Below are 25,187 nucleotides of genomic sequence, written 5' to 3'. Positions count from 1 at the left end.
TTCATAAAAAATGCCCTTGCTTCCAACGAAGACAAGGGCATTTTTTTACGTTCAATTCAGCCCTTAATCGCCGCTTCCATAAACGGTGGCATCACCAACGCCCCTTTATGAATCGCCGCTGAATAATACCGCGTATCAAACCCTTTGCCGGTGGCATCTGTTTCGCGGAAGCTGCTCACGTCGGTGTTTTTGCCCGCCAGGGTGCAGCTCCACCAGCCGCTGGGGTACACCGGCTGCGGGAAGGGCAGGGTTTGGGTGGTGGTGAAGCCCGCTTCACGCATGTTGGTGTGCAGGTCTTTGATGATGGTGTCGCTGTGCAGCAGCGGGGATTCAGATTGCTGCACGATGATGCCGCCGTCGGCCAGCACGCGGTGGCAATCGCGGAAGAAGTCGGCCTTGAACAAACCTTCCGCCGGGCCCACCGGGTCGGTGGAATCGACGATGATCACGTCCACGCTGCCGTCTTCACAGTTGCGCATGTATTGCACGCCATCTTCGAACAATAGCTCGGCACGGCTGTCATCGTTGGACTCGCACAATTCTGGGAAGTATTTCTCGGAATAGCGGGTGACCATTTCGTCGATGTCGATCTGGGTGGCTTTTTCTACGCTCGGATGACGCAGCACTTCACGCAGGGTGCCGCAGTCGCCGCCACCAATAATGATGACGCGCTTGGGGCTGGCATGGCTGAACAGCACCGGGTGCGACATCATCTCGTGGTAAAGGAAGTTGTCGCGGGTGGATAGCATGGTGGCGCCATCGATGGTCATCAGGTAACCGAAGGTGTCGGTTTCCCACATTTCAATGTGCTGGTACTCGGTTTGTACTTCTTCCAGCTTTTGTTTCAGGCGCAGGCCGAAGGCGGTGCCGGCAGAGTCGAAGTGCTCGTAAAACCAGTTTTTTTTGGTGCTGCTCATGGGCGATTCCGGTGGGTGGGAGCATGTGGGCTCCGTGGTGGGCAATAGGGGCGATTGTAAGACCAGAACCGCTCCTGTGAAAGCATGAAAAATGGGTGCTAGCGCGGCCTTCCGGCAGGCATAATGGCGACCATTAACCGCATGATGGCCTGCCCGCGTGTTGCATGCAGGCGTATTTTCAGGACCCGCAATGACCGATAACTCTCCCGTACCCGCCAGCGATATCTATAACGTGGATCGCTGGGGCGACAGTTACTTCCGTATCGATGGCCAGGGCCAGCTGTGTGTGCGCCCCAATGGCGAGCAGGGCGGCCAGGCTACATTGGAAGCGGTGCTGGAACGCTGCCGGGGGGCCGGGCTGCGGGCGCCGGTGCTGGCGCGCTTCTCTGGCATTTTGCGCCAGCGGGTGAAGCTGCTGGCGGGCGCCTTCCGGGAGGCCATCGAGGGGCACCAGTATCAGGGTGACTACACGCCGGTGTACCCGATCAAGGTGAACCAGCAGCGCCGAGTGGTGCACGAAATCCTCCGTGCCCGCGATGACGGCGAGCGGGTAGGGCTGGAAGCCGGTTCCAAGCCCGAGCTGTTGGCAGTGCTGGCGTTGTCTAATCCGGGCGACACCATTGTCTGCAATGGGTACAAGGATGCGGAATACCTGCGTTTGGCCTTGATGGGCGAAAAGCTGGGGTTCCACGTGCACATTGTGGTGGAAAAAACTTCTGAGCTGCCGGCGCTGCTGGCATTGGCGGATGAGCTGGAGGTGTCGCCGCGCATTGGCCTGCGGGTGCGGCTGATGAGTATCAGCAAAGGCAACTGGCAGAACACCGGCGGTGAAAAATCCAAGTTTGGTTTGAGTGCGCCGCAACTGATGGCCGCCATTGAACACTGCCGCGCCGCCGGTCGGCTGGATTGCGTAAAGCTGCTGCATTTTCACTTGGGCTCCCAGGTGGCCAACATTCAGGACATTAAAGCGGGCATGCGCGAAGCGGCCCGGTACTACACCGAAATGCGCGCCTTGGGCGCGGCGGTGGAAACCGTGGATGTGGGTGGCGGCCTGGGGGTGGACTATGAAGGCACCCACTCACGCTCCTACTGCTCCATGAATTATGGGGTGGCCGATTACGCCCGCCATATCGTGCAGACCCTGCAACAGCAATGTGCGGAGCACGGCGTCCCGGAGCCGCATATTATTTCTGAATCGGGCCGCGCGCTGACTGCCCACCATGCGGTATTGCTGGTGAACATCACCGACCAGGAACAGATGGCGCCGGTGACGGTGGATGCACCCACCGAGCATGATGCGGCGGAGCTGCAGCAGCTGTGGGGCCTGCAACAGGTGTTGGTCGGCGAGCCGGGCAACCTGCTGGAGCGCTTCTCGGAAGTGGCCGGCGCCTGGCAGGATATTCACCAGCGCTATATTGCAGGCGAGTTAGGGCTGGCGGCGCGGGCGCGGGGCGAGCAGTTATACATCAACTGCCTGCTGGCGTTGCGTGGCCGCCTGAATCCGTTGCGCAAACAGCAGCGGGCGCTGCTGGATAGCCTTAACGAAACCCTGGCGGACAAGTTGTTCGTGAATTTCTCTGTGTTCCAATCGGTGCCGGATGTGTGGGGCATTAATCAGGTGTTCCCGGTGTTGCCGCTCTCCGGTTTGGATAAACCGGCGACCCGCCGTGCGGTGATTCAGGACATTACCTGTGATTCCGATGGCCGCATCGACCAGTTTGTGGACGGTGAAGGGGTGGAAGCCACCCTGCCGTTGCCGGAACAGCTCAACGGCCACCTGGGCATTTTTATGGTGGGCGCTTATCAGGAAATCCTTGGCGACATGCATAACCTGTTCGGGGATACGGATTCCGTGGATGTGGATGTGGATGCGCAGGGCAATATCGTGCTGGACCACGCTATTCAGGGCGATACGGTGAGCTCGGTGTTACGCTACGTGAACTACGACCCGGACCGGCTATTGGCGTCTCTGGAGCAACATTGTCGCCAGGCGCATTTAAGCGCAGCGGAACAAGATGGCTTCATCGAACTGGTACGCGAGGGCTTGGGCGGGTATACCTATTTAGAGTAGTTCTCTACAGTCGCTATTGACCGCAGCGACCCGCTTGGATGAAGAAACGGGAAAAGTTCTTGGGTGTTGTTTTTTTGAATTTTTCCCATTGAACATTCAACTGATTTTTAGCCAGCAAGGAGACCACCATGCGTTATGAACTCTGTGCCAGCCAAGATTTACCGGAAGGACAAAGCCGCCCCATGAAGGCGGGGGACACCAAGCTGGTGGTATACCACCTGAGTGATGGCTTCTACGCCACTCAGGCCCGCTGTAGCCATATGTTTGTGTCGCTGGGCAAAGGCAAAATTCTTGAGGATCAGTGTGTGCAATGCCCGCTGCACCGGGCCAGGTTTGATATCCGTACCGGTGCCGTCACCGAGTGGGCGAACTTCCCGCCGGGGGTGCAAATACTGAATGTGGTGCGGGGCGAGAAAGCCCTGGAAACTTGGCCGGTAACGGAAGAAGGCGGCCAGCTGTACGTGGAGATCTAATGGCAAATCCGAGCAAGGCGCAGCAGCAAGCCGCGCTGGAGCGGCTGGAAAAATTCAGCCGCTTCACTGACAGCAGTATTGGCATTCCCTTCACCAAGTTTCAAATTGGTGCCGAGGCGATTATTGGTTTAGTGCCGATAGTCGGTGATGCGGCCGGCCTAGTGCTTGGCAGCTATGTGCTAGTGGAGGCCCAGCGGACCGGCGCCAGTAAGGGCGTGAAGCTGCGCATGCTGCGCAACATGGGCATCGACTTTGTAGGTGGTTTGCTACCGGTGGTAGGCGATGCTTTTGATGCGATCTACAAAGCCAATACCCGTAACACCCGGCTGCTGAGAAACTACCTGGAAAAGCAGCTGGAAGTGGAGCCGCCACCCCCGCCGTTCCCGTGGTGGACACTGGTCTGGCTGACGGTGCTATTTGCCGTGATTACTGGCGGCCTGACCCTGATTTTGTGATCGATAACCCGGTGCGCCTGCGCCGGGTTTTTTCTGCTCTGTGTGTTGCAGTAATGGCGCCGGCGCTGCTGCATGATCGGTGCCTGAAATAGCCTTGTCTGTTTGCGCTTACCAGCCTAGAGAGCCATTAAGCTCGGGCTTTCCTCTTTTTTGATTCTTCTTTTTGCGGGCCTGGCCTTCGCGGCATAACAATCCGAATTGAACCCGAACAAGCATTCGCTCTATCGTGCCAGTGATCCATTCGCGCCGAAAACCGGGGAACCCGCCGCAGGCACCTTCTGGCATATGGGTTCCGCATTGCATGTTCGGGTCTCGATGCTGTTTTTTACGATGCCGCGTTTGCCACTGTGTCCGTTAAGACGCGGAATCTGCTCAAGGCATGGGTGCCGACACTGCAAGCGTGATGTTGCCGGTGCGCCTGTTTAATCGAGCGTGTCGCCATAACCTGTTGAGATAATCGTAATGATGAATTTTTTGAAGCAGCGTTTTATCAAGCCCAGTAAAAATGCCTATGCGGTGGTGACCGGCGCCGGTAGTGGTATCGGTCGCAGCTTTGCACTGGAGCTGGGCAAGCGCGGTGGTGCGGTGGTCTGTGCCGATGTGAATCTGAAGGCTGCCGAAGAAACCGTGGCGTTACTGAACGCGCAGGGCGCGAAGGGGTTTGCCGTTCACTGTGACGTGGGCGATGCCAAGCAGGTCGCTGCCTTGGCCGAAAAATCCGCAGCGTTGCTGGGGCACCCGGTAACTCTGGTAATCAACAACGCCGGCGTTGGTCTGGGGGGCAAGTTCGATGAGCTGAGCCTGGAAGACTGGCAGTGGTGCATGCATGTGAATCTGTGGGGCGTGATCAACGGGTGCCATTATTTTGTACCCGGCTTCAAGAAGCAGGGGCACGGCGCCATTATCAATGTGGCGTCTGCGGCGTCGTACACGGCGGCCCCGGAAATGAGCGCCTATAACGTGAGCAAGGCAGGGGTACGTGCCCTGTCTGAAACTCTGTTTTCGGAATTGGCCAAGGATAATATTCGGGTGAATGTGCTGTGCCCGACACTGGTGCCCACCAATATTATCAAGAATGGCCGTATCCCCGACCGGTACTCCAAGCTGGCGGATCATGCGCTAATGAACTACGCCATGACCACCAGTGAGAGGGTGGCCGAGCTGACCCTGAACCGCCTGGATAAGGGCGAGCTGTACACCACCCCCCAGGTGGACGCCAAACTGTTTTGGATAATGAAGCGGGCGTCCCCCCGCCTTTACGCCAAGTTCATGAGTTTCTCTTACCGATTTGTTCGCACCAAGGAGGCATAACATGGCTGCAGCAAAAAAAACCAACCCCTCAGCGGCCAAGGCCCCTGCGGAAAAAATTTATGATTCGTTTATTGTCGGTGCCGGTCTCTCCGGTATTGCCGCCGCGATCAAGCTGAAGAAAGAAGGCTATCACGACTTCAAGATCATCGAGCGAGCGGACCGGGTGGGGGGCACCTGGCGGGAAAATACCTATCCCGGCTGCGGTTGTGATGTACCGTCATCGTTGTATTCCTATTCATTTGCGTTGAGTAGCAAGTGGAGCCACCTGTTTGCTAAGCAGCCTGAAATTCTCAGCTACCTGGAAGAGGTGAGTGACAATTTTGATATTACGCCGCTGATTGAATTCAATACGACTTTGCAGAGCGCGACCTGGGATGAAAGCCGTTACCTTTGGGTGTTGGGTACGTCTAACGGAGAGCACTTGGCGCGGACGGTGGTTTTTGCCACCGGGCCGATTACCGAATCCAAGACCCCAGTGCTCCCTGGGCTGGAAAGCTTCAGCGGGGAAATGTTCCATTCCGCCAAGTGGAACCACGATTACGACCTGACCGGGAAACGGGTGGCGGTGATCGGCACTGGCGCGTCAGCCATTCAATTCGTGCCGCAGATTCAGCCCAAGGTGAAAGCGTTGTTCGTGTTCCAGCGCACGGCGCCCTGGGTGCTGCCCAAGCCGGACCTGCCACTGGGGGATAGAGTCAAACAGACGATTGAAGCGCTGCCGGTGATTCAGCGTGGCTGGCGCAATGCGGTGTCCAGATCGTTGAATGTGATCAACTTTGGCCTGCGTAATCCTAAGGTGTTGAGGCCCATTAGTACCGCAGCAAAACAGCTGCTACGGCTACAGATTAGTGACAAGGCCTTGCGCAAGGCGGTAACGCCGGACTTTACCCTGGGCTGCAAGCGCGTGCTGTTCGCCAATGATTACTACCCGGCTTTGCAGGCAGACAATACCCAGCTGATTCCCCACGGTTTGGTAGAAGTGGATGGCAATACTGTGGTCGCGGCCAACGGTGAACGCCATGAAGTGGATGTGATTATCTGGGGTACCGGTTTTGAAGTGTCGCACCCGCCGATTGGCAGCAAGGTGGTGAATGCCAATGGTGATCGCCTGTCGGACCTGTGGAAAGACACGTCGCCGGAAGCGTATCTGGGCGCGGCCCTGGAAAATACGCCCAATGCGTTTTTGGTGCTGGGCCCCAACGTTTTGGTCTACGACTCCTTTATCGGGCTGGCCGAGGCGCAGCTGGATTACATTATCGATGGCCTGAAAAAAGTGAAGGACAACGATATTGGCAAAATTTCCATTCGCTCTGATGTGCTCAGACAGCATAACGCCAAGGTGCAAAAACACCTGAAAAGTACGGTGTTTAATAGTGGTGGCTGCAAGAGCTATTACCTGGACCAGAACGGCCGCAACTTCGCCGCCTGGCCTTGGTCATTGGCCGAATTGAAGCGACGGCTGAGTGTGTTTGACCTCGATGATTATGACGTGACGTACCGTAATGAAGCGGTGTTGAGCAAGGTGTCCTGAATACGGCACGGGTAAATAAAAACGCACGGTTTAAGGGCCGTGCGTTTTTTTTGCCAAAACGATTCTCGGTGTGGAGTCGGATGACGGCCTTCGGCCTAGTTCGACATACCGATGAACCGTGCGGTTTTGTAAGTTGAATTCCCTTAAAAGCCGTAACCCGAGAGCCTGATCGATCCTCTTAATGTATGGCCTGGCCGAGCTTTTCCAGGTACTGGCGCATGCCACTGCGCAGCGGCTCATCCAACTGCTCGGTTTGCTGCTGCATGTGATGTAGCCATTGGCCTTGCTGATCGTTGTGGCGCCACTGGTGGTAGCAGTATGCCTGTAGCACAAAGGCCTGCAGGCAAGCGGGCTTTTCCATGTCTTCTTCGTTGGCCAGCGCAATGCGCGGGAAGTGTTGGTGGAGCTTATTGGCGAAGGCGCCGGAGGCTATGCCGATTTGTTGGCCTTGGGAGTTATGTACCGGGGTGTTCAGGTAACCACAACTGGGCGAGCGCGCTTTGAGGACGAAACCACTCAAGGGTTGTTGCAATGTGGCCGCCACGTTTTCCAGTGCGTCGGTCACATCCTGTTGGGGCTGATCGACTCCCCGAACCCGCAGGCGGCCCTCCAGTTGCACCACCTGAATAGGGGGGCGCGGTACGGGCAGGCCAATGGCCACCTCCGGGCAGGTTTCCCGAAAGCGTAACCAGGGCGCCAGCTGGTGGATCACAATGGCATTGTGTTTGTGGTCGCCGTCGTAGCGTACCTTTTGCCCGGTGAGGCAGGCACTAACGCCTATGATGGGTTTTTGCCACTCCTGCTGCGGCAGGTCGAAGCCCATTTTTTCCAATAAATCCGTTAGCATGGCAGGCCTCCCTTCTTCCCCAACGGTGACAGGTTATGCAAGGCGTTTTTCTGGATACCGATACCCTGGTTCCCGGTGAGCTGGACTTCCGCACCTTCGACACTTTGTTGTCGTGGGCGTGCTACCCGCAGACCCGTGCCGACCAGTGTGCGGCCAGGCTGGAAGGTGCGCAGGTGGTGGTGACCAACAAGGTCGTTTTGGATGCCGCCACGCTGAAAGCCTGTCCTTCCCTTAAGCTTATCTGCATTTGCGCCACCGGTACCAATAATGTGGATTTGGCTGCGGCCTCTGCCCAGGGCATCACGGTTTGCAATGTGACGGGCTATGCGCGCGCCTCGGTGGCACAGCATACGATGGCCATGATGTTGTCGCTGGCGGCTCGGCTGGTTCCCTACCATGAAGCGGTGCGTGGGGGGGAGTGGAGCCGTGCCTCGCAGTTCTGCCTGCTTGACCATCCAATGATGGAGCTGTCGGGTAAAACGTTCGGGGTTATCGGTTATGGCGATTTGGGCCGCGAAGCTGCCCGGCTGGCAAAGGCGTTTGGCATGCAGGTGCTGGTTGCCGAATCGTTTCAGGCCCAGGGCAATCAGTCCGGGCGGGTGCCCATGGCGGAGCTGTTGCCGGCGGCGGATGTGATTAGCCTGCATTGCCCGCTAACAGCGCAGACCGACAAGCTAGTGGACGCGGCGTTTTTGTCGCAGATGAAACCCGGCGCAGTGTTGCTGAACACCGCCCGCGGCGGGTTGATTGATGAGCCTGCATTGTCGGAAGCGTTGCGCAGTGGGCAGCTTGGCGGGGCCGGGTTGGATGTGCTCAGTAGCGAACCGCCTTCGATGGCGCATCCGTTGCTGGCGGACGGTATCCCCAACCTGTTGATTACCCCCCACAATGCCTGGGGCACCCGCGAATCCCGTCAACGGTTGCTCAATGGTGTGGTAGAGAATATTCGCCAATGGCAGGCGGGGACGCCAATGAACGTGGTGTGTTGATCTGTCGCTGATCCCCGCAGCCTCGGCACGGATGCCACTGAAGGCACCGATAAGTACAATGATTTGGCTTTTAGATTTCATGCATGCCTGTGAATGCTGTGCGGTCAAAATACAGTCTGTCGTGTTCAGCATTAGGCGCCAGGGTCTAAGGCCTACGCGGGCTTTCAGGCCGGGCATGCAAAAGGCTTTTAACCGCCTGCGAGGGAACGACGATGTGGAAACAGAGAAACATCACTCTCACCGCTAAACGGCGCGGCTGCCATTTGGTGACCCGTGAAGTGTTGGAGCAACTGCCGGAGTTGGCTGAGCTAGAGATAGGCTTGCTGCACCTGTTTATTCAGCACACTTCCGCATCGCTCACCGTGAATGAAAATGCGGACCCGGATGTGCGCGGTGATCTTGAGCGGCACCTGAATGTAATGGTGCCGGAGAACGCGCCGTATTATGAGCACACTCTGGAAGGGCCGGATGACATGCCGGCGCACATTAAGAGCGTATTGATAGGCCCTTCATTGAGCCTGCCTATTAGTCACGGGCGGCTGGCGCTAGGCACGTGGCAGGGTATTTACCTGTGCGAACACCGCGACCACGGTAGCGCAAGACGGATCGTGGCGACAATTCAGGGGGAGTGACTCGCCGGCCCTGAAGGGGCCTTGTGTAGGCTAGGCGCGGGTAAGGCGCGGGCGGCGCCGCTTGCCTGCCCGCGTGAACCCATTCGGTGTGGGGTTATTCTGAGATCCACTGCAGGAATTCGCGACGCTCTTGCTGGGTGGCCTGTTTCCATTGCGCTTTAAGCGTATCCAGGTAGCTGGCGCCCGGTGCGACGCTAGTGCCCTTTTGTGCATTGGCGGCATTGGCCCCTTCTGCACTTTGGGGGGCAATGGTATTGCTGGTGGCGGTGGTGACTTCTTCGCCGGTAATCGGCGCCAGGAAACCGCGATTAAGGATCAGATCAGATTCTTTGGCCGCTACTTTTTTCCCGGTTTGGGTGTTGCTGGCCCAGCCGCTAAAGCTGTCTTCCATGGCGCGGGCCTGTTCCACATTCTGGGGTTTGTCGAAGCCCAGCTGCCATTGGTCGCCTGCCTTGCCATCGACGATGAAGTTGGCCGGGTTGGTTTTCACAATCTCATGATTGTCCGCATCCAGCTGCCACAATTCCTTGTAGTAGGCGAGGATTTCATAGCGGCCGGGCGCTAATTTCAGCTCCTTGAAGTCGGTGGCGAAAAAGGTGTTTACGCCTTCCACTTCCTTGCCGTTAATGGTGAACACTTCGATTTCGCTGGGCACCTTAACGGTGAGCACTTGGCTGTCGGCTTTGGCTGGGCCATCGTACAGCTGTACCACGGGGCTGCGGGCGCAGGCGGCCAACAACAGGGCGCAAAGGGTTACGGTAAGCAGACGCAGGGACAACATGACTTCTCCTTAGGGCGGTTGATGATGCGGCCGGCCAGTCTGGCGCGCACCTATGTCAGTTATGTGACAAATCGATAGGGGGTATTAGAACCCCCAGCTCTCTACCTTGCTGGGTGGCTGGTTGCGATTGAGGGCAAACATGCCCCGGGCGCACCGTACGATCCACCAGACGGTGATTAGCACCATCAACACCCAGCCAATCAGGGCCAGGGTGGTGATGCCGGCAATAAACCAGTACAGCAGGCCAATCCAGAAGGTACGGTACTGAAACCGAAAATGCTCACGTAGCGGTGGTGGCGCATCGCTGACATTAATGTGAGCAAGAATCGCGCCGACAATGGCGGTAAGCCCGCCGGTGATCAGGCCCACCAAATGTAGCACATAGATGATACGAGGCAGGTTGGCGGTGCTGGTGTTACTCATTGCTGGGCCTCTTTGCTGACGGGAGCCTGTGGTGGATGCCGTACCTGGCCCCCCGAATACGTTGGCCGCTGCTCAGCAGGATCGCTACGGCAATAAGGGGAAGAAGCTGGGTGAGCATGGCCATTCTTTTTTGGCTGTTTGCTCTGGTCGTTGGGCCGAGGCTTCTTCGCCCTGAGCACTTTACCGGACTCCGAATGAGGCGAGAACGGGGGTTAGTCTGCTTTGATATGTTTTTGATCCCGAGGCAGGGTGTCGCCGCGTAGCTGTATGACGGTTTTCTGCAGCAGCAGGTTGTTGGGCAGGGTGTAGCGATGGCCCAGTTCATCTTGAATGGTGATGAAGATTAGCCCCATGTGGCGGACCTGCCCGGTGACGGTGTTGTCGCCGTCCAGCAAGCGGATCCGGTCGCCGACCCGGTAGGGCGCGCTGAAGAATAGAATAATGGCGGCGGTGGTGTTGCTCAGCATGGACCAGCTGGCAAACAGCGCCACGCCGAGCAGTGCCATCAGTGAGGTGGCGAAAACCATGATACCGTCGCCGTTTAAGCCCCACAAAATGCTTAGCGCCAGCAGGCAAAGAATCAAGCTGCTGCTGTTGATCACCACGGCGGTTTGAAAAATACGCGCACGGCTATAGCCTCGCCGGCGGCCCAACCGCTTGGTTGCACCACGCAGGGCGATGGACAGTACCCAGCCGACCAACAGCACCATCACGGTGAGCAGCCACTTCATTACCACTGAATCCATGCTTATCCGTGTTTGCCTGATACGAAGGGGTTGTGGCTGCGTTCATGGCCAATGGTGGACATGGGGCCGTGGCCGGGAATAAAGGACACATCGTCGTCCAAGGTTAGCAGCTGGTTCTTGATCGCCTGGATCAGTGTGTCGTGGTCGCCTTTGGGGAAATCCGTGCGGCCGATGGAACCGTTAAACAGGACATCACCCACCACCACCAGTTTTGCTTCGGGCTGGTAGAACACCACGTGGCCGGGGGTATGCCCGGGGCAGTGGCGCACTTCGAAACGGGTTTCCCCCACGGTGACGCTATCGCCGCCTTCCAGCCAGCGGTCTGGCGTGAATGGGCGTGACGGGGCAAAGCCCATCATCTGGGCCTGCTGGGGCAGCATATCAATCCAGAATTGATCGTCCCGGTGCGGACCTTCAATGGGCAGAGATAGCCGTTCTGCCAGGTCTGCCACGGCACCGATATGGTCCAGGTGCGCGTGGGTGACGAGGATTTTCTCCGGCGTGCCGCCTATTTGCTCGAGGGCGGCGAGGATGTTTTCCAGGTCGCCGCCTGGGTCCACGATAGCGACCTTGTTGGTCGCTTCGCATTTCAGAACGGAACAGTTTTGCTGGAACGGTGTGACCGGCACGATGGCGTACTTCATGGCTGTCTATTCGGTGGAGAATGTGCCCGCAGTATAGCGTTAATACGGGGCGGAATTCATTCCTTCTCGGCCGGGTGAGAAAACGTAAATAGTGGCAAATTCAGACACAGTCAAGGTTTGCTGTTGGCCACTTGGTGTTATGTTAAGAATCGGCATAACTCACTAGGGAAGGGAATCATGGATATGGAGCAAGTCCAGCCGTATCTGGACAAGGGAATTGAGCTAAGCATGACCTACTTGCCCAGGGTGGTACTGGCGGTAGTGACATTGATTGTGGGCTTCTGGATCATCAAGCGGGTGATTAAGGGTATGAACGGCCTGCTGAGCTTGAAGGCCGTGGACGATACCTTGCAGAAGTTCATGACCAGTCTCGTTGATGTGGTGCTTAAAATTCTGTTGCTGGTGGCCGTGGCAGGTATGGTTGGCGTGCAAACGACCTCCTTTATCGCCATGCTCGGTGCCATTGGGTTGGCCGTGGGGCTGGCGCTACAAGGAAGCCTTGGCAACTTTGCCGGAGGTGTACTAATCCTGCTCTTCAAACCGTACCGGATAGGAGACATTATCGAAGCACAGGGGTATACCGGAAAGGTATGGGATATTCAGATTTTCAATACCATTCTGCGGACCTACGATAATCAGCGCATCGTGATTCCCAATGGACTGATGTCCAATGGCTGCATCAAGAATATCTTTGTTGAGCCGCAGCGGCGTGTAGATATTGAATTTGGTATTGGCTACGGCGACAGTATTGAGGAGGCCCGGGCAGCGATTCAGTCTGTTATTGATAACGATGATCGTATTCTTGATGGCGGCAGTTTCGTTCCCAATATTTTTGTTTCCGCCCATGCTGATAGTAGCATTAATATGCTGACTCGGGTGTGGGTGAATTCGGAAGACTACTGGCAGGTATATTTTAGCTTGTTCGAGCAGGTGAAATACGCCTTCGATAAAGCCGGTGTCACTATTCCGTTCCCGCAGCGGGATGTGCATTTATTTCAGCAGAGCTGAGGCGAAAGTTAAACGTTGAAACGCGGGGTGAGTTGATGCCCCCCCCCCAAAAAAAGCAAGGGCCGCGATCAGTCATGATCGCGGCCCTTGTTTTTGGCGTGGAAGAGTTGTGGTCGCGTTTCAGCGTTAGGCTCTTTTTTCCAGCACCACGGGCAATCCATCTTTTGGCATGATCAGCGGTACTTGCTGGGTGGGCAGTTCGTAGCCGGGTTTGACGCTAACGCGGTAACGTTTTAGAAACTGGAACAGAAAAGTCTTGGTTTGTAATTCAGCGAAATTCAGACCTAAGCATTTGTGATGGCCGCCGCCGAAGGGGACCCACTGGTAAAAGTGCTTCTTGTGCTCGGCGCGTTCGTCGCTGAAGCGTTCCGGGTCGAAGGTGGTCGGGTTGCTCCAGTAGTCTTCCATATAGTGTGTGTAGAGCGTGGATATACTAACCAAGGTATTCTTTGGCAGGGTATAGCCCTGATACTCAATCTCTTTGACCGTGCGCCGGGGAAAGGTGGTGAGCGCGGGTCGCATGCGCAGGGTTTCGCGAAAGACCCAGTCGGTTTTTTCCATTTTCGCCAAGTCGTCATAGTCTAGCGTTTCTTTATTCAGCCCCTCTATTTCTTTTACCAGTATATCTTGCCAGTTTGGGTGTTTGGCTAGCATGTAGACGATGGAGCACAGGGTGCTGGTGGTGGTGTCGTGGGCGGCGAACAACAGGAAGATCATGTGGTTCATCACGTCTTTATCCGAGAGGCCCCCTTCTTCGTCTGCGGCCTTGCAAAGCTCGCTGAAGAAATCGGGTGTGTTACTGGCCCGTTTTTGTGGAATCAGCCCGGTGACAAACTTTTCCAAATGGCGACGCCCTTTCATGCCACGGTGCCAGAGCAGACCCGGGATGGGCAGGCGAACGACGGCCAAAGAGGCGTCGGTGGCGTCGATAAAAGACTGGTTCACCTTGTTGGACTCCGGCCCCATTTCCAGGCCGAAAAAGATTTGTGCGCCCACGTCCAGTAACAAAGATTTGATATGGTCTTGGAATCTCAATTCTTTGCCTGTGGGCCAGTGGCTGATCTCACTGCCAATGTGACTATTCATGCGGCCTAGATAACTGGCCAAGGCGGGTTTTTTAAATGCTTGCTGCATGATGCGGCGGTGAAATTTATGGTCGGCAAAATCACGCAACATCAAGCCGTCGGTGAACAGCTTTTCCAGGATCGGGTTCCAGGCGGCCCGGCTGGAAAAGGCATGCTCCGGATCCTTGAGAACAAATTCGTTGGCCTCGGGGCCGAGCAGCGTCACCCCGTGCTGGAATAACACCGAGCCTTTGAAAATCAGCCCATGCTTAGCCGCTTGCTGGCTAACCATTTTGTGATAGTCCTTCAGGAACGGCACGGTATGCCCGAGTAACGGCCAGCCGTAGTCACCTGGGATATCCTTGAGCTTGCGTTGTGGCATCCGGGACAGTTGTGCAGCCTCTTGCTGGGCGACTTCCATACGGTTCATGGTGGTTCTCCGATAAACTCTGGGTAAAAATTGAACTTACCTCTGGTGAGTAGCCTAGGACAGGGGCTGTTGGCAACGGTCAAATCATGCTGTGCTGTCCAGCCGCCCAGGTATGACACGTGCTAGCATTGGCGGATTGCGTAAGGAGAGAGAGTATGTCCAAACCTGCGGCTAAATTTGAGCCCTTGGCGCTGGCGGTATTGACCGTGAGTGATACCCGCACCCCGGAAACCGATACCTCCGGAGATCTGCTGGTAGCGCGGTTGAAAGAAGCGGGGCATGCCTTGCAGGCGCGTCAGATAGTGAAGGACGATATCTATCAGCTACGCAAGGTGGTCTCTGATTGGATTGCCGACGATCGGATACAAGGGATTGTCACTACCGGTGGCACCGGGTTTTCAGGGCGGGACTCCACTCCAGAGGCGCTGGCCCCTCTGTTCGACAAGACCATTGAAGGGTTTGGTGAACAGTTCCGGCAGGTGAGTGTGGCGGATATTGGTTCTTCCACCATTCAGAGTCGTTGCCTGGCCGGGCTGGCCAACCGCACGGTGATTTTCTGCCTGCCAGGGTCCAATAATGCCTGCGCTACCGGCTGGGATCGCCTCATTGTCGAGCAGCTGGATGCCCGCCATCGGCCCTGTAATTTTGTTGCCCAAGTGCGCCGATGAAATGAACGCTGTCGCGGTGAGTTGAAAGGAAGAGAAAATGCACGTAGCCAAGCAACCCTTAATGCCAGTGACAGAAGCGCTGGAGCGGTTACTGGACTCGGCGCGCCCGTTTCGAACAGTCACCGAGATGCCGCTGGCCGATTGTCAGGGGCAGTATTTGGCCGAGCCTGTTACCTCACGGGTAGATGTGCCGGCGTTTGATAATGCGGCCGTAGATGGTGTGGCGCTGCGCTATGCGGACCTGGGCGAGCCGGGGCTAACGCGGCCCATGTCACTGCGGGTGGCGGCGGGTGATGCGCCTGCCACGATGGTATCGGGTCAGGTGGCGCGGATCTTTACTGGTGCGCCAGTGCCTGCCGGCGCGGATACGGTGTTGATGCAGGAAGACTGCGAAATTGCTGAACACCGGGTGCGTTTGCCGGGCAAAGAGACGGTGACTGCCGGGCAAAATATCCGCCCGGCGGGGCAGGATGCTCGGCACGGCGAAGTGGTGCTGGAGCGGGGTGAGAGGCTGACCCCCCAGGCGGTGGGACTGATTGCTTCCGTTGGGATCGCGACGGTAAAAGTGACTACTCCCCGGGTGTTGATTCTCACCAGCGGTGATGAAATTCAGTCGCCGGAAGAGTCCCCGCTACCGGGGAAAATTTTCGACAGTAACGGCCCTCAGCTGACGCAATTGTTACAGCAAAGCGGCTTTGTGAATGTGCGGCGGGAACACCTGCCCGATGATCCGATGATTATCCGTCGCACTCTTAACCGTGTGCTCACTGATGCTGCGCAACGTCCGGATGTGATTATTTCCACCGGCGGGGTCTCTGTGGGGGAAGAGGATCATTTGCGCGCCATTCTGTCCGAAACAGGCGAGCTGGATTTTTGGCGCCTTGCCATCAAACCTGGCAAACCTTTCACCTACGGCAACCTGGATGGCATCCCTTTCTTTGGTCTGCCGGGGAACCCATCTGCAGTACTGGTGTGTTATCTGATGCTGGTGCTGCCAACGTTGCGACGTTGTTGTGGTGTGGATGCGGTGTTGCCAACAGCAATGCCCTTGCCGGCGGGTTTCACCATTAAAAAACCGGCCAAGCGGCAAGAGTATCTGCGCGTGCGTTGTGTGTACAAGAGCGGGAATCTGGTATTGGAGAAACACCCCAATCAGAGTTCGGGAATGCTGAGTTCAGCGGTGTGGGCCGATGGATTGGCGGTGGTGCCGGTGGGGAGCGCGATTTCTGAAGGCGAAAGGCTTTCTTTCTTTTCATTTCCGGTTTTACTTGGGTGATTGAATGGTGAGAGTCTATTTCTGGCGCTTCTTCTTTATCGGTGCGGGCTTGCTGGTGTGTGTCGGTGGCGGGAAGTATCTGGCTGAAGGTGTTGTCTATCTAGTCAGCCAGCTCACATTGCTTTCTATCTTCGACTACCCGGTTCTTTTTCTATTACTGGATATTGGGATATCGACTGTTTTTTACGGCTTGGGGGAATGATTGTTGGATATGCGAATGTTGTTACGGCGAGAATAGATGGGGCGTGGCTTGCCTGCGGCTATGGAGGAGCCACCGGGTGCCTGCATTATTTCGAGGAGTTGGGCTGGCCGCTCTGGTATGAGATAGCGGTGGTAGTGATGATCCTTGCGGGAGTGATGGTGGGTGTCGAGATTGGCCGAAGGCTGTATCTCAATTCACATCCCGATTTTTTTAACAGCTAATTATGGCTGATATTCTGATGTTGGGGCCGGCATATTTTGATGGCATGGGGCGTTACGTCCACGCCGTCTAATCTTTGCTTGTATACTGGCCGGCAAATTGATGGAGCAAGTGAATGACCCTGGAATCCACCCTGCTGGCGCGAGCCGCCTCGAAATGTGAATTGTGTGGCGCTGGTGATGCCTTGGCAGTGTATGCGGTGCCGCCGGAATCGGATGGCACTGCCGAGCAAAGCGTGCTGCTGTGCGAACGCTGTCAGACCCAGTTGGACAATCCGGGTAATGAAGACGTAAACCATTGGCGCTGCCTTAACGACAGCATGTGGAGCCAGGAGCCTGCGGTGCAGGTATTGGCGTGGCGCATGCTGACGCGCCTGCAGTCGGAAGGTTGGCCGCAGGATCTGCTGGATATGCTTTATCTGGATGATGAGACCCTGGCTTGGGCTCAGGCGACGGGGGAAGGCCAGAGTGAAGATGCACAGGAGTTGCATCGCGACAGTAACGGCGCGGTGCTGGAAGCGGGCGACTCGGTTACGCTGATTAAAGACCTGAACGTGAAAGGCGCCAATTTCACTGCCAAACGCGGCACCCCAGTGCGCAATATTTCTTTGGTGCAGGATAACCCTGAGCACATTGAAGGTCGGGTCGAAGGCCAGCGGATCGTTATTCTCACTCAATTTGTGAAGAAAAACTGATGCCACATAGCCTGATTCTCGGCGGTATCCGCTCCGGTAAAAGTTCGCTGGCAGAAAAACGTGTCTCGGAACAAAACGCTCCAGTGGTATATGTGGCTACCGCCACAGCGGACGATGGGGAAATGAGGGATCGCATTCGCCGCCACCGCATGCGCCGCCCGGCGAAGTGGGGATTGGTGGAAGAACCGATGCACCTGGGCGCCTTGCTGAACCGCCAGGCCACGCTATCACCGCCGCCCTGCGTATTGATTGATTGCATGAGCCTATGGGTGAGTAACCTGCTGCACACGGGGGATGCCGCTTTTGTCCGCGAGCGGGATAGTTTTCTCGGTGCTCTGGGGCAGTACCCAGGCAATGTGGTGGTGGTCAGCAACGAAGTGGGGCTAGGGATTATCGGCATGGATCCACTCACCCGTCGCTTCGCCGATGAGCTGGGCTGGTTGAATCAGTCGTTGGCGAAAAAGTGCGATACGGTGCTGCTGTCGGTGGCCGGGCTCACGCAGACATTGAAAGGGGCGTAGTTCAACGTTCAAAAGGACACCGGCGAAGAAAGGGCGGGTGCGCGGTGCCCGCATCACAAATATACCTCAAGAATCGCGGGCAAACGCTCTTAAAGAGGCAGGGGCTTATCCGCGTTTTAGCGTGGAAGGTTCAACCCGGAATCATCCGTGCCGTATCAAGCATCTCAAGGTGCCGAATTCGCTGGCATCCAACCGCACCCGTGAGCGGCAGGCGTAAGGCACCTGAAAGCCGGCCATGGCTTTGCTGGGTGCCATGCTGAGTACGTGGCTCAGCACCATGCGAATGACGCCGCCGTGGCACACCAATAGCACCCGCTGGCCCTTCAATGTGTTCTGCCACAGCGCCCAGGCTTCACCGATGCGTTGATGAAAATCCTGAATGGTTTCCGCATTGCTCGGTGGGTGGCTTTCTGCATCGCGCCAGAAGTTGGCTTGGTGATCGCCGTATTCCTGCGCCACCTGTTCGCGGGTTTTTCCTTCCCAGTCGCCGAAGCTGATTTCTTTAAAATCATGCGCTACGGTCATCGGCAAATTCTTTTCCCTGGCCAACTCGGCGGCAAATTCCCGGCAACGTAACAGGGGCGAGCTGAGGATGTGGTCCCACTGATCGTCGCTGGTAATGGCGTCGCGCATTTGCTGCCAGCCCTGCTCGCTCAGCGGATCATCTTTGTGGCCCCGGTACATTTGCCCGCCGGCCGGCTCACCATGACGAATCAGGTCAAAAATAGTGGTGCTCATCGGTATCCATTTCCGTTCTTGTAGGTTGGCTTCGGCGTTACTGTAATCCGGCAAAATTAGTTTTCGTTGCTGACATTGGCGTCGGCAAAGGTCGCCATATGATTGTGTAGCGCGCAGGCATTGCGTAATAACGGTACTGCTACAGCCGCGCCACTGCCTTCGCCCAAGCGCAGGGAAAGATCCAACAGCGGGGTGGCGTCCAGGGCGTGCAGCAGCCGTTGGTGGCCGGGCTCGCGTGACTGGTGAGCGAACAGTAACCAGGGGCGTAATTGTGGTCGAAGTTGGCAGGCGGCAAGGGCTGCTGTGGAGACAATAAAACCGTCCACTAATACCGGGATGCCGCGTACCGCGCAGCCGATAAAGGCGCCAGCCAGAGCGACGATTTCAAAGCCCCCCAAAGAGGCCAGCACGGCCAACGGTTCGGGCCGGGTGCCGTGACGGGCTAGGGCCTGGGCAATCACTTGGGCTTTGTGGGCAACGCCTTCTGGTGTCAGCCCGGTGCCAGGGCCGGTGAGTGCGGTGGCGTCTTCGCCTAATAGTGCGCAGGCCAGGGCGGTGGCGCTGGTGGTGTTGCCAATGCCCATCTCCCCGCCAATAAACACGTCGGCTTGGCGGTCGGCGGCCCGTTGCGCAGCGCGATCTCCGGCGGCGAGTGCGGCCTGCAATTGGGCGTCGGTCATGGCGGGTTGGCGGGCCAGGTTTCCGGTGCCCGGGGCGATGTGTTCATCAATCACGCCGTCGTCAATGGGCAGCGGGCTGACGGTGCCCAGGTTGATTACTTCCAGAGCGGCGCCTAGTTGTTTTGCCATGACACTGATGGCAGCTCCGCCAGCAACAAAATTGGCAATCATCTGCCCGGTGACGGCTTGGGGAAAGGCGGAGATGCCTTCCTCGCAGACGCCATGGTCGGCGGCGAAAACGGCAATACAAACCTGCTCAATGCGTGGCAGGTTTGTCGCTTGCAGGCCCGCCAGGGTGACCGCCAGAGATTCAAGTTCGCCTAGTGAGCCGGCGGGTTTGGTGAGCTGGGCCTGGCGGTGCAGGGCGGCTTGCCGATGGGGTTCGCTGGGGGCGGCAATCGGCTGTTGCCAAGGCAAAGGCGTACTCACGGGTGTCTCCGGTTGGGGCGGCGCAGGGCCGGAAAGCGGCAAATCCTCTGCCCCGCAACCGGGAGTGTCAAGTACACTGCCCGCCATCGATACCGGACAATGACGTCAAAATCATGCTTTCTGTTTCCCTGATAAGTGCTGCTGTGGCAGCGATCGTGCTGGATTTTCTGCTGGGGGAGCCGCGTCGCTGGCATCCGCTGGTGGGGTTTGGTCGGCTGGCCGGGTGGTTAGAGCAGCGTTGGAATGCGGCTGCGCGGGGTAGTGTGTTCAAGGGGGCCGGAGCGGTGCTGGTCTTGGTGCTACCGGTGGTGCTGTTGGCTGTGCTGATGTTGTCGACCCTGCCAGGGTGGGCCTGCTGGCTGTTGCAGGTGGTGGGCTTGTGGCTGGTGATGGGCGCGCGCAGTTTGGCCGACCATGGCCGTGCGGTGGCCGCACCGTTACGGGCGCAGAATGTGACTGAGGCCAGAGAACAGGTAGCGAGAATTGTTAGCCGTGACACACAGGCACTGGATGCCAACGGGGTGGCACGGGCCGCCACCGAATCCGTATTGGAAAATGGGGCCGATGCGGTGTTTGCCAGCCTGTTCTGGTTTGTGGTGGCGGGGCTGCCCGGTGCGATATTACATCGGTTGGTGAATACGCTGGATGCCATGTGGGGGTATCGCACCGCTCGTTTTGAGCGCTTCGGCAAGGCTGCCGCGCGGCTGGATGACGGCCTTGCCTGGTTGCCTTCGAGACTGACCGCGCTGAGTTATGCGCTGGTGGGCGGGTTGCACGGCCGCTTCTGGACCGCGCTGCGCTGCTGGCGGCAGCAAGCCAAGGGCTGCGATAGCCCCAATGCGGGGCCGGTGATGGCCGCCGGCGCAGGTGCGCTGGGGGTGCAAGTGGGTGGCGGCGCTCCGTACCACGGTGGCTGGAAAGATAAGCCGTTGTTAGGAGAGGGCCGGCCCGCGGATGCGGACAGCATCGACGCGGCCATTGTACTGGTGTGGCGTAGCGTGTTGTTGTGGTTACTGCTCTTTATAGCGGGAGCGTTGGTGTGAGCGTGGCAAAGCTGGACCATGGTGGCGGGGTGCATAACGCGGCGAGACGTTGGGGGATTCCCCCGCACCACTGGCTGGACTTGTCCACGGGGATTAGCCCTTGGTCCTGGCCTGTACCGGCGGTGCCGGAGCATGTTTGGCGGCGGTTGCCGGAAGATGACGATGGCCTGGTGGATATTTGTCGTGAGGTGCTGGCGCTACCCAGCAATGCCGATTGCCTGCCGGTGCCGGGAAGCCAGGCGGCATTGCAAACCTTGCCTTTATTGCGGCCCCGTTGCCGTGTGGGTGTGCCTGCGGTGGGGTATGCGGAACATGCGCAGGCTTGGGCGCGAGCAGGCCATGAGGTCATACCGCTGGCCTACGACCGCATTGAGGCCACCTTGGCGACGCTCGATGTGCTGGTGTGTATTAATCCCAATAACCCCACAGGGAAGCTCACGGACAGTGAAACGCTGTTGGGCTGGCATCGGCAGTTGCTGAAGCGAGGTGGCTGGCTGGTGGTGGATGAAGCGTTTTTGGACGCGACTGAGGGGCAGTCTTTGGCGCCGCTGAGTGATCGAGCTGGATTGATTGTGCTGCGTTCGCTGGGCAAGTTTTATGGTTTGGCCGGTTTGCGTGCGGGGCTCGTCACGGCGACGCCGGATTTGTGTTCTCAAATGGCTCAGCGGTTAGGGCCCTGGGCGGTGAATCACCCGGCCCGTTTTGTGATGGCTAAGGCGCTAACCGATGCTGATTGGAAACAGCGTCAATATCAGCGGATTACAACGGCGCACCAACGGCTGCTGACGGTGCTGAGTGACGCAGGCCTGCAAGCAGAAGGCGATTGTGGATTATTTGCCTGGTGCAAGACCGATAAGGCCAACGCCCTCGCCGAGGCGCTGGCCCGGCAGGGCGTGTTGGTTCGGCTTTTCCCCGATGTGCCCGCATTGCGTTTTGGTTTGCCTGGGCACGATCGGGGATGGGCGCAATTGGCCGCGGCGCTTTAATGATGACCGCGCAGCCCCGTTTTGCTAGACCATAAGGTTTCTTTCCAGACAATTCCCAGGTTCCAGCGATGCTCTTTTTCGGGCAGGGACTCGTCCTGAACGGCTTCCGCGCGGAGGGCGATATTTTTCCGCCATTGCCACCGCCAGAGGGCGGTGAGGCGCTGCGGATCATGCTCAAGAGGATTGGCTAACCCGCTGTCCTGCGCTAATTGTGGCGCTGCGGCACCGGTGAGCTTGTTGTCGGTGTTCAGTTGTTCTGCACGCAGCCCAAAGGTATGCGCTCGCCAAGTGATGGAAGGCTGTAGCCAGCCGCCTTGCTGGGTGGCGGTGAAGTTTGCTTCACGGCCGATGCCGTCATGCACGACGCCATCGGGTTTTGCCTGCATCCACTCACCGTCTAGGGCTAATGCCCAATCCGGATTGAGTTTATATCCCAGCTTGAAGTGAGCGCCGGTGATTTCGGTTTCGCCGGTGTAGCGTGTGTCCGGAAAGAGGGTGGCGATTTCGCCTGGAGGTGCTACCGGTACATGTTGATGGCCGCCTCCGTAGCGATGGTCGCTACGTGACTCCGCTTCTGCGCTGTAGAACCACCCGCCCAGCGTTAGCGCCAACCGTTCGCCTTGCCACTGGTATTGGCCAAATACATCCCAGGCGCCGCCATTCTCTGTGTCGGTAGCGGGGAAGGCTTTGCCTTTCCAGACCTCAGCGCCAAGGGAAAAGCCTGCCATTTGATGCCACCAGAAGCGTAAGCCATCATCATGGAAATCGCGCCCGAACAGCACATCCAGCGCTAGCGGACTTTCGCTGGCGAGCCGGTCTACGGAATGCTGAGCCAGCCCAGGGGAGAATTGGGCAGACATCCTGCCCGCCTCCACCAGCCAGGGTCCGGTATCGTCACAACAGACCCAGCCGACATACGCATGCTCTAGCTCGGCACCGCCGTGATCATCATCACCGCCGGCGTGGTGGTTGAATTTGATGACCCCGTAGAAATTCTCATCAATACGGTGAGCGACACCCAGGTTCAGTTCATCAATCTGAGCGCCTTTTTCCGCCGGCCAGGCTTCGCCTCCCATCATGGTGCCAGGGATTTGCCAGTAATCGTAATCGCCAACCAGGTTAGCGGACCGCCATGTGGCGGCGAGACTGGCATCTACGGTAGTGGGGTTATTTTGGCTGGGCACACTGTGTGCCAGGCTCAGGGAGCTGGCAGCCATCAGTGGCACTAAAAAGCGGAATGTCATGGGGCGGTGTCCTGCGGGCTGCTCTCGGTCCAGGGGTTGGAAAAACGCGGGTTATTAATGAATTCGTCGTCGGTGAGCGATTCCAGGAAAGCCACCACATCGGCTATTTCTGAATCGGAAATGGAGAAAGAAACGATGAAGCCATCTTTGTATGGGCTCATGCGCCCGTCGCCTGTATCAGGGCCGCTGGTAATGTTGCGCCCACCTGCCGCGTAGTTGCGTATCACCTGTTCCAGCGTTTCCACGGAACCGTCGTGGTTATAGGGGGCGCTGAGGGCTACGTTTCTTAACGAGGGAGCCCTGAACTGACCCATGTGATGGGCTTTGCCGGTCAGTTCGTAGCGGCCGGTATTGGGTTCGGGGTAGCCTCCAAGGCCATCGATGTTGTACAGACCATTGTTGTGGAATTGTGCTTCGATATAGCGGGTGGTGCGGTCAACGGTGGCATCGCTGAAGTTGTAGGTTCCGTGACAATGAAAACATTCCAGCTTTTCACTGTTGAACAGGGCGGAACCTCGCTTGGCGGCGGCGGACAGCTCATCGCGATCAAACGGGCTATTGAACGACGCCAAACCGCGTACAAAGGAGGCCAGGGATTTGATGATGTTGTTGTAGCCATTGTCGCCAAATAACGGTTCATCCTGTTCAGGAAAGGCCGCTGCAAACAACGGCGCATAGACAGGGTCGGATTGCAGATCCATGAGAATCTGCTCCGAGTTAGCGCCATTGATGCCATGTTCGATAGGGTCATCACCAAACAGGGGCAGCATGATTTGCTGTTCAATGGTGCTGAGCACCGGGTTGCCCCAGGTGAGGGTGTTGTACCAGGCCACATTCACCAAAGCCTGGCTGTTGCGCGGGTGAAGTGTGCCGGTGGCGCCAGCGGGGCGGGCAACGCCATCACTAAAGGCCTTCTCCTGGTGGTGGCAACTGGCGCAGCTGATGGTGCCATTGACGGAGAGACGGTTGTCATAAAATAGATGCCGGCCGAGTTGAAATTTTTCTTCCGTCATCGGGTTGTCCGCCGGTTCGCGGGGCAGGGGAATGCCTTCGGGAAGTTGCCAGTCATAGGCGGAGTAGGACGCGCCCTGGTCATCTATCCGGGTTTCGCTTTGTTCTGGGCAGCCGCTCAGTAGCAGCGTGCCGAGCACAAGAAAAAGACCGGGCAACGGCCCGGCCATAGAGAGCAATGTTTTTTTCATTATTTGGCTACGAGGGAAAAGACACTCTGTTCGACCGCTGCTGTGTCACCCCAGGGCAAGCCCAAGCGCTTGAAAACTTCAGGGCATTCCGGGTCGCCGGGAAATGACATACAGCCACTTGCGCCTCCACCATCCAGGGAAAGATTGCTGCCGCTCACCAGTGCGGCATAGTCCAGTTGAATAGCGATGTCTTCTAAGTTTGCGCCTTCCAGGGGTAGCTTAATCGTTGTGCGGTTTGGATTGTCGCAGGGGGCCGGGTTTTCACCGTTGGCCGTATCGGCGCTGCAACCAGTGCTGCCAATATGCAGGTTCCAGCGGCTGTTGCTCCATGTTCCGTTGCCGGGGCGAGTGATGCCCCCTACCGGCTCAACATCCAGACCGGTAAATTTGTAACCCACCTGCCAGCTCCAGGCCATGCCGCTGGCTTTCCCTGGGTTGCGCAACGGTTCTTGCGCCAGTGACTGATCCAAATGATTGAGTTCGAACGGTACGCCCAGAGTGAATTGCAGGTCGCTAATGACTAGCTCACTGTCCACATCCACGTTGAGGGTAATGGTGTCGTTGAAATCCGGGTTGGCTTCGCCGGCACAGTGATCCAGTTTGTCGCGGAAATCGAGCAGGGCCACGTCGGCGTTTTGCGATTCGGCGTCTGCGTCCAGTGCTACGGGAATAACCTGGCCTTCATCGGTGACCAACGCGAGATCGTGAACGAAGAAGCGGAAATCGACCAGGCTGGCGGAGGTGCCTGCGGTACCGAGGGACAGCAAGGTTGCATCGCAGCTGATGTCGGCAGCCCCTGCCACGGCCTTTACCGGAACTTCGATGGTGCGAACGGCGCTGGATCTGCTGCTCTCCCCAGTATTGCTGTCGGATGAACTTGAGCCTCCGCAACCCGCCACAATGGCGGCCAAGGATGCGGTGGCCAGAGTCAGAATTCGCATGGTAATCCCCGATTTTTTTGAA

At 57.5% G+C, this 25,187-nt stretch carries 28 protein-coding genes; 16 read left to right on the top strand and 12 right to left on the bottom strand.

The genetic code is table 11. The features are described 5' to 3' along the window. Positions 1 to 56: 56 nt before the first annotated feature. On the bottom strand, positions 57 to 917 hold the full coding sequence (gene speE, locus ABNH10_RS15895) for a polyamine aminopropyltransferase (RefSeq protein ID WP_349386834.1): 861 nt from the start codon (positions 915 to 917) through the stop codon (positions 57 to 59). Positions 918 to 1,107: 190 nt separating this feature from the next. Between speE and speA the strand changes: the two genes are divergently transcribed. The 5 genes from speA (at position 1,108) to ABNH10_RS15870 (ending at position 6,758) form a co-directional block, all read left to right on the top strand. Beyond that, positions 1,108 to 2,988, top strand: coding sequence for a biosynthetic arginine decarboxylase (speA, locus tag ABNH10_RS15890; RefSeq protein ID WP_349386833.1), 1,881 nt, complete (start codon positions 1,108 to 1,110; stop codon positions 2,986 to 2,988). Positions 2,989 to 3,116: 128 nt separating this feature from the next. After that, complete coding sequence (locus ABNH10_RS15885; RefSeq protein WP_349386832.1) at positions 3,117 to 3,461, top strand: Rieske (2Fe-2S) protein; 345 nt, start codon at positions 3,117 to 3,119, stop codon at positions 3,459 to 3,461. After that, complete coding sequence (locus ABNH10_RS15880; protein ID WP_349386831.1) at positions 3,461 to 3,916, top strand: DUF4112 domain-containing protein; 456 nt, start codon at positions 3,461 to 3,463, stop codon at positions 3,914 to 3,916. The genes ABNH10_RS15885 and ABNH10_RS15880 overlap by 1 nt, the downstream gene beginning before the upstream one ends. Positions 3,917 to 4,378: 462 nt before the next feature. Beyond that, positions 4,379 to 5,227, top strand: a complete 849-nt coding sequence (locus tag ABNH10_RS15875; protein WP_349386830.1) for an SDR family NAD(P)-dependent oxidoreductase — start codon at positions 4,379 to 4,381, stop codon at positions 5,225 to 5,227. Between the two features lies 1 nt (position 5,228). Further along, a complete protein-coding gene (locus ABNH10_RS15870) occupies positions 5,229 to 6,758 on the top strand; it encodes a flavin-containing monooxygenase (RefSeq protein WP_349386829.1) in 1,530 nt (509 codons plus the stop codon). Between the two features lie 178 nt (positions 6,759 to 6,936). Here the strand turns inward: ABNH10_RS15870 and ABNH10_RS15865 are convergent, their stop codons facing one another. Next, the gene (locus tag ABNH10_RS15865) at positions 6,937 to 7,605 is read right to left on the bottom strand and encodes a 2-thiouracil desulfurase family protein (protein ID WP_349386828.1); all 669 of its coding nucleotides are present in this window, start codon (positions 7,603 to 7,605) and stop codon (positions 6,937 to 6,939) included. A 35-nt stretch (positions 7,606 to 7,640) separates the two neighbouring features. On the opposite strand from ABNH10_RS15865, the gene ABNH10_RS15860 reads away from it, so the two are divergent. Together ABNH10_RS15860 and ABNH10_RS15855 are read left to right on the top strand one after the other, a co-directional pair. Then, positions 7,641 to 8,594, top strand: coding sequence for a 2-hydroxyacid dehydrogenase (locus ABNH10_RS15860; RefSeq protein WP_349386827.1), 954 nt, complete (start codon positions 7,641 to 7,643; stop codon positions 8,592 to 8,594). 212 nt (positions 8,595 to 8,806) lie between these two features. Further along, positions 8,807 to 9,226, top strand: coding sequence for a secondary thiamine-phosphate synthase enzyme YjbQ (locus ABNH10_RS15855; RefSeq protein WP_349386826.1), 420 nt, complete (start codon positions 8,807 to 8,809; stop codon positions 9,224 to 9,226). 94 nt (positions 9,227 to 9,320) lie between these two features. Here ABNH10_RS15855 and ABNH10_RS15850 read toward each other — a convergent pair whose 3' ends face one another. The 4 genes from ABNH10_RS15850 to ABNH10_RS15835 form a co-directional block, all read right to left on the bottom strand. Then, complete coding sequence (locus ABNH10_RS15850) at positions 9,321 to 10,007, bottom strand: DUF2057 domain-containing protein (protein WP_349386825.1); 687 nt, start codon at positions 10,005 to 10,007, stop codon at positions 9,321 to 9,323. A gap of 84 nt (positions 10,008 to 10,091) precedes the next feature. Further along, complete coding sequence (locus ABNH10_RS15845; protein WP_349386824.1) at positions 10,092 to 10,430, bottom strand: DUF4870 family protein; 339 nt, start codon at positions 10,428 to 10,430, stop codon at positions 10,092 to 10,094. Between the two features lie 212 nt (positions 10,431 to 10,642). Next, entirely contained in the window at positions 10,643 to 11,176 is a 534-nt protein-coding gene (locus ABNH10_RS15840) for a mechanosensitive ion channel domain-containing protein (RefSeq protein WP_349386823.1), read from the bottom strand. Between the two features lie 2 nt (positions 11,177 to 11,178). Next, a complete protein-coding gene (locus ABNH10_RS15835; RefSeq protein WP_349386822.1) occupies positions 11,179 to 11,820 on the bottom strand; it encodes an MBL fold metallo-hydrolase in 642 nt (213 codons plus the stop codon). A 177-nt stretch (positions 11,821 to 11,997) separates the two neighbouring features. Between ABNH10_RS15835 and ABNH10_RS15830 the strand changes: the two genes are divergently transcribed. Further along, on the top strand, positions 11,998 to 12,828 hold the full coding sequence (locus tag ABNH10_RS15830; RefSeq protein ID WP_349386821.1) for a mechanosensitive ion channel family protein: 831 nt from the start codon (positions 11,998 to 12,000) through the stop codon (positions 12,826 to 12,828). A 126-nt stretch (positions 12,829 to 12,954) separates the two neighbouring features. Here the strand turns inward: ABNH10_RS15830 and ABNH10_RS15825 are convergent, their stop codons facing one another. After that, positions 12,955 to 14,322: a cytochrome P450 gene (locus tag ABNH10_RS15825; protein WP_349386820.1), complete on the bottom strand. Its 1,368-nt coding sequence runs from the start codon at positions 14,320 to 14,322 to the stop codon at positions 12,955 to 12,957. Between the two features lie 155 nt (positions 14,323 to 14,477). On the opposite strand from ABNH10_RS15825, the gene moaB reads away from it, so the two are divergent. The 6 genes from moaB (at position 14,478) to cobU (ending at position 17,902) form a co-directional block, all read left to right on the top strand. After that, positions 14,478 to 14,990 (top strand): molybdenum cofactor biosynthesis protein B, encoded by a 513-nt coding sequence (gene moaB, locus ABNH10_RS15820; RefSeq protein WP_349386819.1) that lies wholly within the window; start codon positions 14,478 to 14,480, stop codon positions 14,988 to 14,990. A 37-nt stretch (positions 14,991 to 15,027) separates the two neighbouring features. After that, the gene (locus ABNH10_RS15815; protein ID WP_349386818.1) at positions 15,028 to 16,266 is read left to right on the top strand and encodes a molybdopterin molybdotransferase MoeA; all 1,239 of its coding nucleotides are present in this window, start codon (positions 15,028 to 15,030) and stop codon (positions 16,264 to 16,266) included. Between the two features lie 4 nt (positions 16,267 to 16,270). Beyond that, on the top strand, positions 16,271 to 16,468 hold the full coding sequence (locus ABNH10_RS15810; RefSeq protein ID WP_349386817.1) for a hypothetical protein: 198 nt from the start codon (positions 16,271 to 16,273) through the stop codon (positions 16,466 to 16,468). Continuing rightward, a complete protein-coding gene (locus ABNH10_RS15805; RefSeq protein WP_349386816.1) occupies positions 16,465 to 16,689 on the top strand; it encodes a hypothetical protein in 225 nt (74 codons plus the stop codon). The genes ABNH10_RS15810 and ABNH10_RS15805 overlap by 4 nt, the downstream gene beginning before the upstream one ends. 113 nt (positions 16,690 to 16,802) lie before the next feature. Beyond that, a complete protein-coding gene (locus tag ABNH10_RS15800; protein WP_349386815.1) occupies positions 16,803 to 17,381 on the top strand; it encodes a PhnA domain-containing protein in 579 nt (192 codons plus the stop codon). Further along, positions 17,381 to 17,902: a bifunctional adenosylcobinamide kinase/adenosylcobinamide-phosphate guanylyltransferase gene (cobU, locus tag ABNH10_RS15795; protein ID WP_349386814.1), complete on the top strand. Its 522-nt coding sequence runs from the start codon at positions 17,381 to 17,383 to the stop codon at positions 17,900 to 17,902. Before ABNH10_RS15800 ends, cobU begins: the two co-directional genes overlap by 1 nt. Positions 17,903 to 18,043: 141 nt before the next feature. On the opposite strand, the gene ABNH10_RS15790 is transcribed toward cobU, so the two are convergent. Together ABNH10_RS15790 and cobT are read right to left on the bottom strand one after the other, a co-directional pair. After that, entirely contained in the window at positions 18,044 to 18,640 is a 597-nt protein-coding gene (locus ABNH10_RS15790; RefSeq protein ID WP_349386813.1) for a histidine phosphatase family protein, read from the bottom strand. 56 nt (positions 18,641 to 18,696) lie between these two features. Continuing rightward, positions 18,697 to 19,749: a nicotinate-nucleotide--dimethylbenzimidazole phosphoribosyltransferase gene (gene cobT / locus ABNH10_RS15785; RefSeq protein ID WP_349386812.1), complete on the bottom strand. Its 1,053-nt coding sequence runs from the start codon at positions 19,747 to 19,749 to the stop codon at positions 18,697 to 18,699. A 143-nt stretch (positions 19,750 to 19,892) separates the two neighbouring features. On the opposite strand from cobT, the gene cbiB reads away from it, so the two are divergent. Together cbiB and cobD are read left to right on the top strand one after the other, a co-directional pair. Next, complete coding sequence (cbiB, locus tag ABNH10_RS15780) at positions 19,893 to 20,792, top strand: adenosylcobinamide-phosphate synthase CbiB (RefSeq protein WP_502877143.1); 900 nt, start codon at positions 19,893 to 19,895, stop codon at positions 20,790 to 20,792. Next, positions 20,789 to 21,778, top strand: a complete 990-nt coding sequence (gene cobD / locus ABNH10_RS15775) for a threonine-phosphate decarboxylase CobD (protein WP_349386810.1) — start codon at positions 20,789 to 20,791, stop codon at positions 21,776 to 21,778. The genes cbiB and cobD overlap by 4 nt, the downstream gene beginning before the upstream one ends. Here the strand turns inward: cobD and ABNH10_RS15770 are convergent. The 3 genes from ABNH10_RS15770 to ABNH10_RS15760 are packed head-to-tail and all read right to left on the bottom strand — an operon-like array spanning position 21,775 to position 25,165. Beyond that, the gene (locus ABNH10_RS15770; RefSeq protein WP_349386809.1) at positions 21,775 to 23,022 is read right to left on the bottom strand and encodes a hypothetical protein; all 1,248 of its coding nucleotides are present in this window, start codon (positions 23,020 to 23,022) and stop codon (positions 21,775 to 21,777) included. The two genes, cobD and ABNH10_RS15770, sit on opposite strands and share 4 nt — an antisense overlap. Next, a complete protein-coding gene (locus ABNH10_RS15765; protein ID WP_349386808.1) occupies positions 23,019 to 24,224 on the bottom strand; it encodes an MbnH family di-heme enzyme in 1,206 nt (401 codons plus the stop codon). Before ABNH10_RS15765 ends, ABNH10_RS15770 begins: the two co-directional genes overlap by 4 nt. After that, positions 24,224 to 25,165, bottom strand: coding sequence for an MbnP family copper-binding protein (locus ABNH10_RS15760; protein ID WP_349386807.1), 942 nt, complete (start codon positions 25,163 to 25,165; stop codon positions 24,224 to 24,226). The genes ABNH10_RS15765 and ABNH10_RS15760 overlap by 1 nt, the downstream gene beginning before the upstream one ends. Positions 25,166 to 25,187 lie beyond the last annotated feature (22 nt).

The organism is Alcanivorax sp., assembly GCF_040119285.1.
Classification (GTDB): domain Bacteria; phylum Pseudomonadota; class Gammaproteobacteria; order Pseudomonadales; family Alcanivoracaceae; genus Alcanivorax.
This window is presented reverse-complemented; position numbering and strand designations above follow the sequence as displayed.

Excerpts from the sequence above, each read along its gene's own strand:
- speE (WP_349386834.1), bottom strand. The coding sequence starts at position 917 with ATGAGCAGCACCAAAAAAAACTGGTTTTACGAGCACTTCGACTCTGCC.
- ABNH10_RS15825 (WP_349386820.1), bottom strand. The coding sequence starts at position 14,322 with ATGAACCGTATGGAAGTCGCCCAGCAAGAGGCTGCACAACTGTCCCGG.
- ABNH10_RS15760 (WP_349386807.1), bottom strand. The coding sequence starts at position 25,165 with ATGCGAATTCTGACTCTGGCCACCGCATCCTTGGCCGCCATTGTGGCG.
- ABNH10_RS15880 (WP_349386831.1), top strand. The coding sequence starts at position 3,461 with ATGGCAAATCCGAGCAAGGCGCAGCAGCAAGCCGCGCTGGAGCGGCTG.
- ABNH10_RS15805 (WP_349386816.1), top strand. The coding sequence starts at position 16,465 with ATGATTGTTGGATATGCGAATGTTGTTACGGCGAGAATAGATGGGGCG.
- ABNH10_RS15875 (WP_349386830.1), top strand. The coding sequence starts at position 4,379 with ATGATGAATTTTTTGAAGCAGCGTTTTATCAAGCCCAGTAAAAATGCC.
- ABNH10_RS15845 (WP_349386824.1), bottom strand. The coding sequence starts at position 10,430 with ATGAGTAACACCAGCACCGCCAACCTGCCTCGTATCATCTATGTGCTA.
- moaB (WP_349386819.1), top strand. The coding sequence starts at position 14,478 with ATGTCCAAACCTGCGGCTAAATTTGAGCCCTTGGCGCTGGCGGTATTG.
- ABNH10_RS15885 (WP_349386832.1), top strand. The coding sequence starts at position 3,117 with ATGCGTTATGAACTCTGTGCCAGCCAAGATTTACCGGAAGGACAAAGC.
- ABNH10_RS15830 (WP_349386821.1), top strand. The coding sequence starts at position 11,998 with ATGGATATGGAGCAAGTCCAGCCGTATCTGGACAAGGGAATTGAGCTA.
- ABNH10_RS15810 (WP_349386817.1), top strand. The coding sequence starts at position 16,271 with ATGGTGAGAGTCTATTTCTGGCGCTTCTTCTTTATCGGTGCGGGCTTG.
- ABNH10_RS15765 (WP_349386808.1), bottom strand. The coding sequence starts at position 24,224 with ATGAAAAAAACATTGCTCTCTATGGCCGGGCCGTTGCCCGGTCTTTTT.
- ABNH10_RS15850 (WP_349386825.1), bottom strand. The coding sequence starts at position 10,007 with ATGTTGTCCCTGCGTCTGCTTACCGTAACCCTTTGCGCCCTGTTGTTG.
- ABNH10_RS15790 (WP_349386813.1), bottom strand. The coding sequence starts at position 18,640 with ATGAGCACCACTATTTTTGACCTGATTCGTCATGGTGAGCCGGCCGGC.
- ABNH10_RS15865 (WP_349386828.1), bottom strand. The coding sequence starts at position 7,605 with ATGCTAACGGATTTATTGGAAAAAATGGGCTTCGACCTGCCGCAGCAG.
- ABNH10_RS15770 (WP_349386809.1), bottom strand. The coding sequence starts at position 23,022 with ATGACATTCCGCTTTTTAGTGCCACTGATGGCTGCCAGCTCCCTGAGC.
- speA (WP_349386833.1), top strand. The coding sequence starts at position 1,108 with ATGACCGATAACTCTCCCGTACCCGCCAGCGATATCTATAACGTGGAT.
- ABNH10_RS15855 (WP_349386826.1), top strand. The coding sequence starts at position 8,807 with ATGTGGAAACAGAGAAACATCACTCTCACCGCTAAACGGCGCGGCTGC.
- ABNH10_RS15860 (WP_349386827.1), top strand. The coding sequence starts at position 7,641 with ATGCAAGGCGTTTTTCTGGATACCGATACCCTGGTTCCCGGTGAGCTG.
- ABNH10_RS15815 (WP_349386818.1), top strand. The coding sequence starts at position 15,028 with ATGCACGTAGCCAAGCAACCCTTAATGCCAGTGACAGAAGCGCTGGAG.
- ABNH10_RS15840 (WP_349386823.1), bottom strand. The coding sequence starts at position 11,176 with ATGGATTCAGTGGTAATGAAGTGGCTGCTCACCGTGATGGTGCTGTTG.
- cobU (WP_349386814.1), top strand. The coding sequence starts at position 17,381 with ATGCCACATAGCCTGATTCTCGGCGGTATCCGCTCCGGTAAAAGTTCG.
- ABNH10_RS15800 (WP_349386815.1), top strand. The coding sequence starts at position 16,803 with ATGACCCTGGAATCCACCCTGCTGGCGCGAGCCGCCTCGAAATGTGAA.
- ABNH10_RS15870 (WP_349386829.1), top strand. The coding sequence starts at position 5,229 with ATGGCTGCAGCAAAAAAAACCAACCCCTCAGCGGCCAAGGCCCCTGCG.
- ABNH10_RS15835 (WP_349386822.1), bottom strand. The coding sequence starts at position 11,820 with ATGAAGTACGCCATCGTGCCGGTCACACCGTTCCAGCAAAACTGTTCC.